At 67.9% G+C, this 14,680-nt stretch carries 11 protein-coding genes; 5 read left to right on the top strand and 6 right to left on the bottom strand.

Annotated features, from left to right (window positions below):
• Window positions 1-30: 30 nt before the first annotated feature.
• The 5 genes from ACIP6N_RS07285 to ACIP6N_RS07265 all read right to left on the bottom strand — a co-directional run bounded on the left by ACIP6N_RS07285 (window position 31) and on the right by ACIP6N_RS07265 (window position 6,055).
• Complete coding sequence (locus ACIP6N_RS07285; protein WP_401813616.1) at window positions 31-1,035, bottom strand: ABC transporter ATP-binding protein; 1,005 nt, start codon at window positions 1,033-1,035, stop codon at window positions 31-33.
• 26 nt (window positions 1,036-1,061) lie between these two features.
• Window positions 1,062-2,087 (bottom strand): ABC transporter ATP-binding protein, encoded by a 1,026-nt coding sequence (locus ACIP6N_RS07280; protein WP_401813614.1) that lies wholly within the window; start codon window positions 2,085-2,087, stop codon window positions 1,062-1,064.
• A 10-nt stretch (window positions 2,088-2,097) separates the two neighbouring features.
• Window positions 2,098-3,078, bottom strand: coding sequence for an ABC transporter permease (locus ACIP6N_RS07275; protein ID WP_401813613.1), 981 nt, complete (start codon window positions 3,076-3,078; stop codon window positions 2,098-2,100).
• A gap of 84 nt (window positions 3,079-3,162) precedes the next feature.
• Window positions 3,163-4,950 carry an ABC transporter substrate-binding protein gene (locus tag ACIP6N_RS07270; protein ID WP_401813611.1) on the bottom strand — a complete coding sequence of 596 codons (1,788 nt, stop codon included), beginning with the start codon at window positions 4,948-4,950 and terminating at the stop codon, window positions 3,163-3,165.
• Between the two features lie 76 nt (window positions 4,951-5,026).
• Window positions 5,027-6,055, bottom strand: coding sequence for an ABC transporter permease (locus tag ACIP6N_RS07265; protein ID WP_401813610.1), 1,029 nt, complete (start codon window positions 6,053-6,055; stop codon window positions 5,027-5,029).
• 372 nt (window positions 6,056-6,427) lie between these two features.
• On the opposite strand from ACIP6N_RS07265, the gene ACIP6N_RS07260 reads away from it, so the two are divergent.
• The 5 genes from ACIP6N_RS07260 to ACIP6N_RS07240 all read left to right on the top strand — a co-directional run bounded on the left by ACIP6N_RS07260 (window position 6,428) and on the right by ACIP6N_RS07240 (window position 12,300).
• A complete protein-coding gene (locus ACIP6N_RS07260) occupies window positions 6,428-8,071 on the top strand; it encodes an ABC transporter substrate-binding protein (RefSeq protein WP_401813608.1) in 1,644 nt (547 codons plus the stop codon).
• A gap of 82 nt (window positions 8,072-8,153) precedes the next feature.
• Entirely contained in the window at window positions 8,154-9,077 is a 924-nt protein-coding gene (locus ACIP6N_RS07255; RefSeq protein WP_401813606.1) for an ABC transporter permease, read from the top strand.
• The gene (locus ACIP6N_RS07250; protein ID WP_401813604.1) at window positions 9,070-10,086 is read left to right on the top strand and encodes an ABC transporter permease; all 1,017 of its coding nucleotides are present in this window, start codon (window positions 9,070-9,072) and stop codon (window positions 10,084-10,086) included. The genes ACIP6N_RS07255 and ACIP6N_RS07250 overlap by 8 nt, the downstream gene beginning before the upstream one ends.
• A gap of 14 nt (window positions 10,087-10,100) precedes the next feature.
• Entirely contained in the window at window positions 10,101-11,075 is a 975-nt protein-coding gene (locus tag ACIP6N_RS07245) for an ABC transporter ATP-binding protein (protein ID WP_401813602.1), read from the top strand.
• Window positions 11,068-12,300 carry an ABC transporter ATP-binding protein gene (locus tag ACIP6N_RS07240; protein ID WP_401813600.1) on the top strand — a complete coding sequence of 411 codons (1,233 nt, stop codon included), beginning with the start codon at window positions 11,068-11,070 and terminating at the stop codon, window positions 12,298-12,300. Before ACIP6N_RS07245 ends, ACIP6N_RS07240 begins: the two co-directional genes overlap by 8 nt.
• Before the next feature lie 240 nt (window positions 12,301-12,540).
• Here ACIP6N_RS07240 and ACIP6N_RS07235 read toward each other — a convergent pair whose 3' ends face one another.
• Window positions 12,541-14,676, bottom strand: a complete 2,136-nt coding sequence (locus tag ACIP6N_RS07235; RefSeq protein ID WP_401813599.1) for a prolyl oligopeptidase family serine peptidase — start codon at window positions 14,674-14,676, stop codon at window positions 12,541-12,543.
• Between the last annotated feature and the right edge of the window lie 4 nt (window positions 14,677-14,680).

Raw genomic sequence — 14,680 nt, 5'->3', positions numbered from 1 at the left:
GGGAGCCGGGAGCCTGGAGGTCCAGGCGGGTCAGGCCCCCGCCTCCTCCGGGTGGTGACAGGCGGTCAGGTGGCCTTCGCCACTGCCCGCCACGCGCACCAGCGGCGGCGTTTCGCTCGCGCAGATGTCCGTCGCCTTCCAGCAACGGGTACGGAACCGGCAGCCGGAAGGGGGCCTGACCGGCGAGGGCACATCCCCGGTCAGCCGGATGCGCTCGCGCCCCGGGCTGTCCCCGGCCATGGCCTCGGGCACGGCCGACAGCAGCGCCTTCGTGTACGGGTGGCGTGGACTGCCGTACAGCTCGTCCCGGCTGGAGATCTCCACGATCCGCCCGAGGTACATGACCGCCACACGCTGGGAGAAGTGGCGCACGACGGCCAGGTCATGGGCGATGAAGAGAAAGGCGATGCCCAGGTCCCGCTGGAGCCGCTGGAGCAGATTGACCACCTGCGCCTGGATCGACACGTCCAGCGCGGAGACCGGCTCGTCGGCCACGATCAGTCTGGGCTCCAGGGCGAGCGCCCTTGCCACGCCGATGCGCTGACGCTGACCGCCCGAGAATTCGTGCGGGAAGCGATTGTAGTGCTCGGGGTTGAGCCCCACGGTCTCCAGCAGTTCACGTACCCGCTTCTCGCGCCCGCCGGCCGGGTTGATGCCGTTGATCTCCATCGGACCGGAGATGATCTTCCCGACGGTCTGCCGGGGGTTGAGCGAGGCGTACGGGTCCTGGAAGATCATCTGGATCTCGGGGCGCACCGGGGCCAGTTGCCTGCGTGAGGCGTTCGTGATGTCCTGCCCGCGGTAGGTGATCCGGCCGCCGGTCGGCTCCAGCAGCCTGGTGATCAGCCGCCCTGTTGTCGACTTGCCGCAGCCGGATTCGCCCACGAGACCCAGGCTCTCGCCTTCGCCGATGCTGAAGTCCAGACCGTCCACCGCCTGGACCGCGCCGACGGTCCGCCTGATGGGGAACCCGCCCAGGATCGGGAAGTGCTTGGTGAGTCCGGCTACGTCCAGGAGGGGGGTAGTGGCGCTCATGGTGGTGAAGTCCCGTCTCTTGTACGTCAGTGGGGCCGTGAACCGGCGAGGTCGGCGGAGAACCGGGCGCGCTGCCCGTCGTCGAGGTGGCACGCGGCGCCACGCCCGTTCTCAAGCTCCAGCGGCGGTACCACCGTGGTGCACCGCTCGCCCGGGACACTGTCCGTATAGGTGCAGCGCGGGTGGAAACAGCAGCCCGTCGGCGGATTGAGCAGGCTGGGCGGGGTGCCTGGGATCGGTACCAGCGGTACGTCGACGGGTGAGTCGAGGCTGGGCATGGAGCCGAGCAGCCCCCAGGTGTACGGGTGCTCCGGCGTCCGCAGCACCTCCTGCTTGGTGCCGCTCTCCACGCACCGCCCGCCGTACATCACCAGCACGTCGTCGGCGATGTCGGCGATGACGCCGAGATCGTGGGTGATGAAGATGATCGACGTGCCCGTCTCCTGCTGGAGGTCCTTGAGCAGGTCCATGATCTGGGCCTGCACGGTGACGTCGAGGGCCGTCGTCGGCTCGTCGGCGATCAGCAGCTCGGGATCGCAGACCAGCGCCATCGCGATCATCGCGCGCTGGCGCATACCGCCGGAGAACTGGTGCGGGTAGTCGTCGACCCGCATGTCCGGCTGCGGGATGCCGACCCGCCTCAGCATCTCGACGGCGCGGGCACGGGCCTCCTTCTTCGAGGCGCCGGTGTGCTTGCGGTACGCCTCCGATATCTGCCGGCCGACCGTGTGGTACGGCGAGAGCGACGCCAGCGCGTCCTGGAAGATCATGGACATCTTGTTGCCGCGCAGATGCTCCAGCTCCCGCTCGCTCGCGGCGAGCAGTTCCTTGCCTTCGAGCTCGATCTCGCCCTCGATCGTGGTGTGTTCACGGTCGTGCAGACCGAGGATCGCCAGATTGGTGACGGACTTGCCGGAACCCGACTCGCCGACGATGCCGAGCGTCCTGCCCTTCTGTACGTCGAAGGAGAGCCCGTCGACGGCCTTGACGACGCCGTCCTCGGTGGAGAAGTGGACGCGCAGATCGCGTACGGAGAGGAAAGGGGTGCTCATGGAATCTCTCCTAGGCGAGTCGCACGCGCGGGTCGATGAGGGCGTACACCGCGTCGACGACGATGTTGAAGACGACGATGGCGGCCGCGGCCACCAGGACGACGCCGAGCAGCAGGGGCAGGTCGTTGTCCGTCACGGCCTTGATGGAGAGCGCGCCGATGCCGTGCAGGTTGAAGGTCTTCTCGGTGATGATCGCGCCGCCGAGCAGATAACCGAGGTCGAGGCCGAAGATCGTGACGATCGGACCCATCGCGCCTCGCCAGGCGAAGCGGAAGAAGACCGTCCTGCGGGACAGGCCCTTGGCGCGGGCGGTGCGCACGTAGTCCTCGCTGAGCGATTCGACGAGCTGGGAGCGGGCCATCCTGGTGTAGTTGGCGGTGAAGATCAGCGCCAGCACGAACCACGGAAGCAGCAGTCCCGCGAACCAGCCGGCCGGATCCTCCGTGATCGGGACGTCCCTGGGACGGCTGAGGATGTGCCACTGGTCCGTCAGGTAGTACATGGCGACCACGCCGACGATGTAGATCTGCAGCGAGGAGCCGATCAGGGAGGCGGAGGAGGCCACCTTGTCGAGAGCCTTGCCCTGCTTGACCGCGGCGAGCATGCCCGTGCCCACGCCGAAGACGACGAACACCACCGCGCTGCCGACCGAGAGCGAGAGCGTGGTGGGGAAGCGGTCGAGGATGGTGCCGAGGACCGGCTCGCGGTTGTGGAAGGAGTAGCCGAGGCACGGCGCGGGGCAGTGTCCGAACGACGCGTAGTCGCGGCCGACGAAGACGGCCTCCAGCCAGTGCCAGTACTGCACGGGCAGGGGGTCGGCGATGCCGAGGTTCTGCCGCACCAGAGCCAGCGTCTCGGGGGTGCAGACCTTGCCGCAGGCGACCCGCGCGGGGTCGCGTGGTGCGACGTAGAAGAGGACGAAGGTGATGGCGCTGATGATCAGCAGGATCACCAGCGCGCCGATGGTCCGGCGGACGAGGAAGCGGAGCATGCGATGGGATTCCCTGGCAGACGCCGATGAGGGGGAGTGGAGCCGGCGGGGCGCCGTAGGGGCGCCCCGCCGCGGGTGCGGGCGTCAGGCCTTCGCGTACAGCTTGTAGAGGACGTACGAGGAGTTCAGCGGGTCGAAGAGCGCCCCGCCGACCTTCGACCCATGAAGGTAGAAGCGGCGCTGGTACGTCTCGGGAATGATCGGTGCCTGCTCCGTCATGATCTTCTTGTCGAGCGCGGCCCAGGCCTTGCCCGCGGCGGCAGGATCCGAGATGACGACATTCGTGTCGATCTGCTTGTTGATCGCGTCGATGTTCAACTGGGAGATGTTGTTCGCGCCGTTGGCGATGGTGCGGCCGTCGAAGAGCGGCTGGATCAGGGTGTAGCCGGTCGGCCAGTCCGGGGACCAGCCGAACCACATCACGTCGAACTGGTTGTCGATCTGCTGGATCTGGTCGTAGTAGCTCGTCGAGTCCAGCGGCTTGACGACCGGGTCGAAACCGGCCTTCTTCAGGGCGTTCTCGATGACGACCTTGGTCTTGTCGTAGACATCGCTCTGCGGGAAGGCGTAGACGATCTTCTGACCGGTCTTGCCGGCCTCCTTCAGCAGCTGCTTCGCCTTCTCCGGATCACCCTGCGGCTTCGCCAGCTTGCCGTAGACGTCGAACTTCTCCCGGCCCAGGATGTCCGGGCTGAGGATGGTGGTCGCGTAGTCGCCGGCCGAGGGGCCGCCGTAGATCGTCCGGATCTGCTCCAGCGGCCAGGCGTGGTTGAGCGCCTGACGCACCTTGAGATCGGTGACCCGCTTCATGTTGATGGCGTAGTAGTAGAGACCGGTCAGCAGGCCGTTGATGGTGCGCTTCTTCAGCTCGGGGTCCGTGAGGATCTGTTGCATGCGTTCGGCGGGCACCCCGTTGTATGCCATGAGGGCGTACTGGTCGTCGCCCGAGTCGGCGATCAGCCGGTCCGTGAGCGGGAGTTTCTCCGGTCCGAACTCGAAGATGAAGGAGTCCGGATAGGCGTTGCGTATCGCGTCGGTCTTCGGGTCCCAGTGCGGGTTGCGCACCAGCGTCAGCGACTTGTCGATGGCATGCTGCTTGATCCGGTAAGGACCGGCGGAGACCGGGTCCTTGTCGTACTTCTCCTTGGTGTCGAGCTTGACCGGCACGGCGCCGTAAGCCTGCATCGCCAGCGTGAAGTTAAGGTCGGGCCGGGCCAGCTTCAGGTGGAAGACGATCGTCTTCTTCGCGGCGTCGGTCACGACGGAGTCGAGGTGCTTGCCGCTGAACGGACCCTTGTACACGGACCGGAAGTCGGCCTTGCCGGTCAGGGCGGTCTGCGTGTAAGCGGCGCCCTCGGTGGTGAAGCTGGCGAAACCGCGCTCGATGCCGTGGCGGACATCCTCCACGGTGAGTTCGCTGCCGTCCTCCCACGTGAGACCGTCCTTCAGCGTGAAGGTCCAGGTCTTGCCCTCGTTGGACACGGTGCCGGCGTCGGTGGCGAGGTCACCCACCAGCTTCATGGAGCCGTCGGCCGCGATCTTGTAGCCGGTGAGGCACCGGATGTACATATTGCCAATGGCGTAGTTCCACGAGAAGTACATGCGCTCGGGGTCGAGATGGGAGAAATCGTCGGGTGAGACGGGACGGATCGTGCCGCCCTTCCTCGCACCGGCCACCTCGGGAGCCGGTCCGGTGGAGTCGGCCTCGGTACCGACGGCGACCGAGCCGCCGGTGTACTTGTCGGTACCCGCGTGCCCGCCCCCTCCCTTGCTGTCGCCGCCACCGCCCCCGCTGCTGCACGCGGACAGGGCCATGGACCCGGCGGCCGCGACCGACGTGGCGATGAGGAAGTTTCTGCGGGAGAACGACATGGATTCCTGCCCTGGTTCGGTGGAGAGGACGGTGACTCCGCCGGGCCCCGTCGCCCGGTCCGGAGGAAAGCGGGTTTCAGCGCTTGGTCTTGGGGTCCAGAGCGTCCCGGACCGAGTCGCCGAGGAGATTGAAGGCGATGACGAAGACGACCATCGCGACACCGGGGAAGAGCATGAACGTGATGTCGTTCTGGTAGACGCTGGAGGCGCGCTGGATCATCACGCCCCAGTCGGGCGTCGGCGAGGTGAGTCCCACCCCGAGGAACGCGAGGCCCGCCTCCGTCGTGACGTACAGGGGAAGCGCGAGCGTCGCCTGGATGAGGATCGGCGTCCACAGGTTGGGCAGCAGCTCCTTGAAGATGATCCGGGCGGGAGAGGCACCGGTCACCTTCGCCGACTCCACGAACTCCCGCTCACGCAGGGCGAGTACCTCGCCGCGGAGCAGCCGGGCGATGGGTGCCCAGCCGAAGGCGGTCATGACCGAGATGAGACTCACGACGGTCAGCCAGACCGGGGTGTTCTCCTCCGGAGAGACCAGGATCGAGAGCATCACGGGCCAGAACGCGATGAAGAACAGGGTGGACGGGAAGGCCAGCAGGATGTCGATGATCCGGCCGGCGAGGTAGTCGGTCTTCCCGCCGAGGTAGCCGGCGCTGATGCCGACGACCACCCCGAGCAGCGTCACCAGCAGGGTCGTCGCGGCGGCGATCAGCAGCGAGTTGCGGATGCCGTAGAGCAGGAACGTGAAGACGTCCCGGCCGAGACCGGGCTCGATGCCGAACCAGAAATCGCCGCTGATCCCGCCGTTGGGCTGGATCGGGAAGCCGAACTCGTTGAACAGGCTCGGATCGTCCTGGCCGTACGTGTCGTACGGGTTCTTCCCGTACACCTTGGCTATGAGCGGCGCGCAGAGCGCCACCACGAAGAAGAAGAGGACGACGTACGCCGAGATGATCCCTGTGCGGTCGCGCTTGAAGCGCAGCCAGGCGAGCCGGCCGGGAGAGCGACCCTCACCACCGTGCGGGGCGGACGGCGGCACTGTCGCGCCCGTCAGTCCAGCCACGGCCTCGAGCGGGACTGCGGCTGGCGGAGGTGGAGAGGTCATGGTGCTCCCGGCCCGAAGAGGTCAAAGAACCCCGCAGGTCAGGCCTGCGGGTTATGCGGACCTTTTCAACGCAATTTGTGCAGGGTCAATGAATTCCCGACTCCTTGAACTCCTCTTTTAAGAGTTGACCTGTGCATGGCGATCGACTGGGACCGTCTTTGCCTCGACGTGGCGCTTTTCAGGGGATGTTCGCGAACTATCGGGATCATCTGGTCAATGTGTTCGATAGTCGTTCGCTCGCGCCCGGTTATGCCTGTGCCCGGAGGGTTCGGTGCTGGTCCGTTACTCGGATGGCTGGCACAAACATGCGTTCTCCCTCCTATCGGTCGATATTGAGGTTTACGCACGACAAGCACCCTGAGGAGGCACTCCATGCGTGGAGCCACAAACGCCAAGTGGGCCGTATGCGCGGTGGCCGTGGCCCTGGCCGCGACGGCCTGTGGCGGGGGGAGCAGCAGTGGCGGTGGTGGCGGCGGCGGAGGCAACGGCGGCGGGGTCGTCAGCGCCTCCTGGGGTGATCCGCAGAACCCGCTGGAGCCGGCGAACACCAACGAGGTGCAGGGCGGAAAGGTCCTCGACCTGATCTTCCGGGGGCTGAAGCGGTACAACCCCAAGACCGCCAAGGCCGAGAACGTCCTCGCCAAGAGCATCGTCACCAAGGACTCGAAGACGTTCACCATCACTGTCGTGGACGGCTGGACCTTCAGCAACGGCGAGAAGGTCACCGCGAAGTCCTTCGTGGACGCCTGGAACTACGGCGCGGACCTGAAGAACAACCAGAAGAACGCGTCTTTCTTCCGGCAGATCGACGGCTTCGACAAGGTCCACCCGGACACCGGCAAGGCCACCGCCACGACCCTCTCCGGGCTCAAGGTCACCGGACCCATGACCTTCACCGTCCGGCTGTCGGCGCCGTTCTCCACCTGGCCGGACACCCTCGGGTACGTGGCCTTCGCCCCGCTGCCCCAGGCGTTCTTCACCAACCACTCCGCGTGGCTCTCCAAGCCCGTCGGCAACGGCCCTTACACGATCCAGAACTACGCCAAGGGCTCCCAGATGTCGCTGCGGACCTGGAAGAAGTACCCGGGCACGGACAAGGCCCAGAACGGAGGCGTGGACCTCAGGGTCTACACCGACAACAACACGGCCTACACGGACCTGACCGCGGGCAACCTCGACCTGGTCGACGACGTACCGGCCGCGCAGCTCAAGAACGTGAAGTCGGACCTCAACGGGCGCTACATCAACACCCCGGCCGGCATCATCCAGACCCTCGCGTTCCCCTTCTACGACAAGAAGTGGAACGGCCCGAACTCCGCCAAGCTGCGCACCGGTCTCTCCATGGCGATCAACCGCAAGCAGATCACCAAGACCATCTTCCAGAACACCCGCACCCCCGCCACCGACTGGACCTCACCGGTCCTCGGTACCGCCGGCGGCTACAAGGCGGGGCTGTGCGGGAAGTCCTGCGACTACGACCCCGCCGGGGCGAAGAAGATGATCATGGCCGGCGGCGGCATCCCCGGCGGTCGCATGACGATCTCGTACAACGCGGACACCGGCTCGCACAAGGAATGGGTCGACGCCGTCTGCAACAGCATCAACAACGTCATGGGCAACGACAAGACGTGCGTCGGCGCGCCCGTCGGCACCTTCGCGGACTTCCGCAACCAGATCGGCCAGCACAAGATGACCGGGCCCTTCCGGGCCGGCTGGCAGATGGACTACCCGCTGATCCAGAACTTCCTCCAGCCGCTGTACTACACCGACGCCTCCTCGAACGACGGCAAGTTCTCCAGCCCGCAGTTCGACAAGCTCCTCAACCAGGCGAACGCCGAGACCGACACCGCCAAGGCGATCACGCTGTTCCAGCAGGCCGAAGGGGTCGTACGGGACCAGATGGCCGCCATCCCGCTCTGGTACCAGAACGGCAGCGCCGGCTACTCGGACAAGATCTCGCACGTCGCGCTGAACCCGTTCAGCGTCCCCGTCTACAACGAGATCAAGGTCAGCTGACGCCGGACGGCAGACGGCCCGGTGCGCGGCACGCGCCGGGCCGTCAGCCGTCTCCCCGCACCCACGACCCCCGGAGCCCTTCATGGGACGTTATGTGATCCGGCGTCTGCTGCAGATGATCCCGGTCTTCATCGGCGCCACGCTGCTGATCTTCCTGATGGTCAATGTCATGGGCGACCCCATCGCGGGCCTGTGCGGCGACAAGACGTGCGACCCGGCGACGGAGGCCCAGCTGCGCTCGCAGTTCGGCCTCGACAAGCCCGTGTGGCAGCAGTACGCGACCTATATGGGACACGTCTTCACCGGCGACTTCGGTACCGCGTTCAACGGCCAGAAGGTCATCGACCTGATGGGCACGGCCTTCCCGATCACCATCCGGCTGACCATCGTGGCGATCGTCTTCGAGATCATCATCGGGATCGCCCTCGGCGTGATCACCGGGCTGCGCCGCGGCCGCCCGGTCGACACCGGTGTCCTGCTGCTGACGCTGGTGGTCATCTCCGTACCGACCTTCGTCACCGGTCTGCTCGTGCAACTGCTGCTCGGGGTGAAGTGGAACATCATCGAGCCGTCGGTCTCCTCCGGGGCGCCGATCGACCAGCTGATCGTGCCGGGGCTGGTGCTCGCGTCCACGTCGCTGGCGTACGTGACCCGGCTGGCCCGTACCTCCATCGCGGAGAACGCGCGCTCCGACTACGTGCGCACCGCCACCGCCAAGGGGCTGCCGAGGCGGCGCGTGATCATGCGGCACCTGCTGCGCAACTCGCTGATCCCGGTGGTCACTTTCATCGGTACGGACATCGGCGGGCTGATGGGCGGGGCGATCGTCACCGAGCGCATCTTCAACATCCACGGCGTCGGCTTCCAGCTCTACCAGGGCATCCTGCGCCAGAACACCCAGACCGTCGTCGGCTTCGTGACCGTGCTCGTTCTCGTGTTCCTGGTCGCGAACCTGCTGGTCGACCTTCTGTACGCCGTTCTCGACCCGAGGATCCGGTATGCCTGAGCCACTGAATCCCCAGCCCGACGGCCCAGAGGGATCCTCCACCCCGGCCGGCGCGGGCGGATCCATCGCCCCGACCGGCGCGGGCGGTGGCGCGGACCTCGCCATGAGCGAGGGGATGAGCCTGGAGGGGCCCGACGGCCCCGACGGCAGCGGCCCCGGCAACGCACCGCGCAGCCTCTGGTCGGACGCCTGGCGCGACCTGCGCCGCAACCCGGTCTTCATCGTCTCCTCGCTGATCATCCTCTTCCTGGTGTTCATCGCGATCTGGCCGCAGGCCATCACCACCCAGAACCCGCTCAGCTGCGACCTCGCCAAGGCCCAGGAAGGCTCCCAGCCCGGCCACCCCTTCGGATTCAACGGCCAGGGCTGCGACGTCTACACGCGGACGGTGTACGGGGCGCGCGCCTCGGTCACCGTCGGCGTCTGCGCCACGCTCGGCGTCTCCATCCTCGGGTCGGTCCTCGGCGGGCTCGCCGGGTTCTACGGCGGGGTCTGGGACGCGCTGCTGTCCCGTCTCACCGACATCTTCTTCGGCATCCCCGTCGTCCTGGGCGGGCTCGTCCTGCTGTCCGTGGTGACCAGCGCCACCGTCTGGCCGGTGATCGGCTTCATGGTGCTCCTCGGCTGGCCGCAGCTCTCCAGGATCGCCCGCGGTTCCGTCATCACCATCAAGCAGAACGACTTCGTCGAGGCGGCGCGCGCCCTCGGCGCGTCCAATTCACGGATGCTGCTGCGGCACATCATGCCCAACGCCATCGCGCCGGTGATCGTCGTGTCGACGATCGCGCTCGGTACGTACATCTCGCTGGAGGCGACCCTCTCGTACCTCGGCGTGGGCCTCAAACCGCCCACCGTGTCCTGGGGCATCGACATCTCCGCGGCCTCCCCCTACATCCGCAACGCCCCGCACATGCTGCTCTGGCCGGCCGGCGCGCTGGCGGTCACGGTGCTCGCGTTCATCATGCTCGGCGACGCGGTGCGCGACGCCCTCGACCCCAAGCTGCGCTGAGGAGTTGCGTTCCCATGCTGCTGGACGTGCGCGATCTGCAGGTCGACTTCCACACCCGCGACGGGGTCGCCAAGGCCGTCAACGGGGTCAGTTACTCGGTCGACGCGGGCGAAACCCTCGCCGTCCTGGGCGAGTCGGGTTCCGGCAAGTCCGTCACCGCCCAGGCGATCATGGGAATCCTCGACGTACCGCCCGGCCGGATCGCGGGTGGTGAAGTCCTCTTCAAGGGGCGGGACCTGCTCAAGCTCAAGGAGGACGAACGGCGGAAGATCAGGGGCGCCGAGATGGCGATGATCTTCCAGGACGCGCTCTCCTCGCTCAACCCCGTGCTGAGCGTGGGCGACCAGCTCGGCGAGATGTTCACCGTGCACCGCGGGATGTCGCGGAAGGCGGCCAAAGCGAAGTCCATCGAGCTGATGGAACGGGTCAGGATCCCGGCGGCCAAGGAACGGGTGGGGGACTACCCGCACCAGTTCTCCGGCGGTATGCGCCAGCGCATCATGATCGCGATGGCGCTGGCGCTCGAACCCTCGCTGATCATCGCCGACGAACCGACGACCGCGCTGGACGTGACCGTCCAGGCACAGGTGATGGAACTGCTCGCCGACCTCCAGCGCGAGCTGAACATGGGACTGATCCTGATCACCCACGACCTCGGTGTCGTCGCGGACGTCGCCGACAAGATCGCGGTGATGTACGCGGGACGCATCGTGGAGACCGCGCCGGTCCACGACATCTACCAGGCGCCCGCCCACCCGTACACCCGTGGCCTGCTGGACTCGATCCCGCGCCTGGACCAGAAGGGCCGGGAGCTGTACGCGATCAAGGGCCTGCCGCCCAACCTGCTGCACATCCCGCCCGGCTGCGCCTTCAACCCCCGCTGCCCGCTGGCCCAGGACATCTGCAGAACGGACGTTCCGCCGCTCTTCGAGGTGTCGGAAACCCGGCGGAGCGCCTGCTACTTCTGGAAGGAGACGCTCCATGGCTGAGGCCATTCTGGAGGTGCGGGACCTGGTCAAGCACTTCCCGCTGACCCAGGGAATCCTGATCAGGCGACAGGTCGGTTCCGTGAAGGCGGTCGACGGGGTCTCCTTCGAGCTGGCCGCGGGCGAGACGCTCGGCATCGTGGGGGAGTCGGGCTGCGGCAAGTCGACCGTGGCGAAGATGATGGTCAACCTGGAGCGGCCGACCGGCGGCCAGATCCGCTACAAGGGCGAGGACGTCACCAAGCTGTCGGGACGCGCGCTGAAGGCGGTGCGCAGGAACATCCAGATGGTGTTCCAGGACCCGTACACCTCGCTCAACCCGCGGATGACGGTCGGCGACATCATCGGGGAGCCGTTCGAGATCCATCCCGAGGTGGCGCCGAAGGGCGACCGGCGGCGCAAGGTGCGGGACCTGCTGGACGTGGTGGGTCTGAACCCGGAGTACATCAACCGCTATCCGCACCAGTTCTCCGGCGGTCAGCGCCAGCGCATCGGCATCGCGCGCGGGCTCGCGCTCAACCCCGAGATCATCGTCGCGGACGAACCGGTCTCGGCCCTCGACGTGTCCGTCCAGGCGCAGGTCATCAACCTGATGGAGCGGTTGCAGGCGGAGTTCGACCTGTCGTACATCTTCATCGCGCACGACCTGTCGATCGTGCGGCACATCTCCAACCGCGTGGGCGTGATGTACCTGGGGCGCATCGTCGAGATCGGCACCGACGAGCAGATCTACGACCACCCGACGCATCCGTACACGCAGGCGCTGCTGTCCGCCGTACCCCTGCCCGACCCCTCGGCCCGCGACCGCCGGGAGCGGATCATCCTCACCGGTGACGTGCCGTCCCCGGCGAATCCGCCGTCGGGCTGCCGCTTCCGCACCCGCTGCTGGAAGGCGCAGGAGCGGTGCGCGCTGGAGGTGCCGCTGCTGGCGGTTCCGGCGGTCTTCCGCGACCAGGAGGGCCCGGCGGCGCACCCGTCGGCCTGTCATTTCGCGGAGGAGAAGACCATCGTGCCGCCGGAGGGCGGTCCGAGACGTGTCTCGGACGTCAATACGGACTTCCGTACGGGCGGAACGGGCGGCGGACCGGGCTTCGGGACGGACGGAACGGACGAGGGGCCGGGCTTCCGTACGGGCGGAACGGACGAGGCGCCGGGCTCCGGGACGGGAGAAGGGCCGGAGGACGAGCGAGACGACGACGGCCCCGACCCGGGGGGCAAACCCCTCTGAATACCCACAAAATCGTTAACACGCAGGCAACTTGGCGGACGCGACACCGATATGTGAACACGTCACGCTGGACCGCGTACGGCCGTGCGGGTGCCGTGGACCGGCCGGGACTCCAGCAGTCCCGGCCGGTCTCTTGTGCTGCCCTGCGGAGGGCGGCGGGGTACGGCGACACCGGCCGGCGGCAGCGGACGGCGACACCGGCCGCCGGCGGCCGTCAGGTGCCCGGCCGCCGGTGGCCCGTCAGGCCATCCCCAGGGACCGCTTGAGGAAGTCCACCTGGAGCAGCAGCAGGTTCTCCGCGATCTGCTCCTGCGGCGTCATGTGCGTCACGCCCGTCAGCGGCAGCACCTCGTGCGGACGGCCCGCGGAGAGCAGGGCCGAGGAGAGTCGCAGGCTGTGCGCCACCACCACGTTGTCGTCCGCCAGACCGTGGATGATCATCATGGGCCGTGCCGGGTTCTCCGGGGCGGACAGCCCGTCGTCCGTCACCAGCGAGTTGACGGCGTACGCCTCGGGTTCCGCCTCCGGGGTGCCCAGGTAGCGCTCCTGGTAATGCGTGTCGTACATCCGCAGGTCGCTGACCGGTGCACCGGCGATCGCCGCGTGGAAGACGTCGGGGCGGCGCAGGGCCGCGAGACCGGCGAGGTAGCCGCCGTACGACCAGCCGCGGATCGCCACCCGTCCGAGGTCGAAGGGGAAGCGGTGCGCGAGGTCGTGCAACGCCTCGATCTGGTCGTCCAGGGTGAGCAGCAGATTGCCCTTGACCGCCTTCTCCCAGGCGGGCGAACGGCCCCGGGAGCCCCGGCCGTCGGCGACGAGCACCGCGAACCCCTGGTCGGCGAACCACTGTGACGTCAGATGCGGGTTGTGCGCGGCCAGGACGCGCTGGCCGTGCGGTCCGCCGTAGGGGTCCAGCAGCACGGGAAGCGGACCATCCGATTCCTGGTAGCCGGTCGGGAGCAGCACGGCGCACGGAATCCGCCGCGCGCCCGCTTCGGTCAGCCGTACCTTCGCCGTGAGCGTCGGCAGCTCGGCGTGCGAGGCGATCGTGGCCAGTGGTTCACCGTCCCGCAGCACTTGTACGGAGACGCCGGGAGACGTGGGCCCGGACGACGCGAGCACGGTCACGCGGCCCGCCCGTACGGCTGTGTGCACGCCCGGTCCCGCGGAGAACCGTTCCACTCCCAGCTCGTTGACCCGGTACACATGGACCTCGCCGGTCTCCGGCCCGGCGGCCTCCTCGCCGGCGGACGCCGAGAGGAGAATGTCGTCCTCGCCGATGTCCAGCACCGTACGCACGTGCAACTGCGCACCTGTCAGCGGCCGGTCGCCGACCATCAGGACACGTGCTCCCCCTTCGTCCGCGACCCGCACCAGACGCCCGTCCGGCGCCCAGGCGGGCAGGCCGGCGAACAACTCCAGCCACTGCGGGTCCTCGTCGTGGTGCACGGTCCTGGTCGCCCCGGTGCCGGGGTCCACCGCCAGGTAGAGCTGGCTCGTCTGGTCGCGGGTCTGTACGAGCAGCAGCGGGGCGCCCGCGGCCGACCAGTGGACCCGGGCCAGATACGGGTACCGGTCCCGGTCCCACTCCACCTCCGTACGCGAACCGGCCAGGTCCATCACGCAGAGCCGCACCTCGGCGTTGGGCGTGCCCGCCGCCGGGTACGCGACCTGGACCGGCTCCCGGTCCGGATGCGCGGGGTCGGAGATCCACCACCGGCGCACCCGTGCGGTGTCGGCGCGCGCGACCAGCAGGCGGTCCGACCCGGGAGACCACCAGAAGCCCCGTGAGCGGGCCATCTCCTCGGCCGCGATGAATTCCGCCATGCCGTACGTGATGTCGCCGTGCTCGGGCCCCGCCAGCTCGCGGTCGCCCTCGCCGTCCGTACCGACGACGCGCAGCGCGCCCCGGGTCACGTACGCGATGTGCCGGCCGTCCGGTGAAGGGCGCGGGTCGAGCACCGGTCCCGGGACGGGCAGTTCGCGCACCGGGCCGCCGCGCAGGCCCACCGTGAACAGCCGTCCCGACAGCCCGAAGGCGGCCTGTTCGACCGCGCCGTCAACCGCGTAGCCGACGATTCCCCCCGCACCCTCACGACTTCGCTCACGTCTGGCGCGCTCCTCCGCCGACAGCTTCTCGTTCGCACCGCCCAGCAGTACTCCGGGGTCCGCCACGACCCGCTCGCCGCCGCCCCCGGCGGTCCCGTCCAGGTCCAGCGACCAGAGGCGGTTGACCCGGTCCGTACCGGAGGCCGAACGCAGGAACACCACCCGCGCGCCGTCGGGCGACACCGTGAACGCGCGGGGGACGCCGAGTGAGAACCGCTGGGTCCTGGCGAACTGACGCGGAAAGGAGAGCTGCTGCCTCAAGGTCATACGA

Origin of the sequence: Streptomyces sp. NPDC088725 (assembly GCF_044751305.1) — a bacterium.
Lineage (GTDB): Bacteria > Actinomycetota > Actinomycetes > Streptomycetales > Streptomycetaceae > Streptomyces.
The sequence above is the reverse complement of the archived record's forward strand: the minus strand, read 5'-3'. Positions and strand labels throughout refer to the sequence as shown.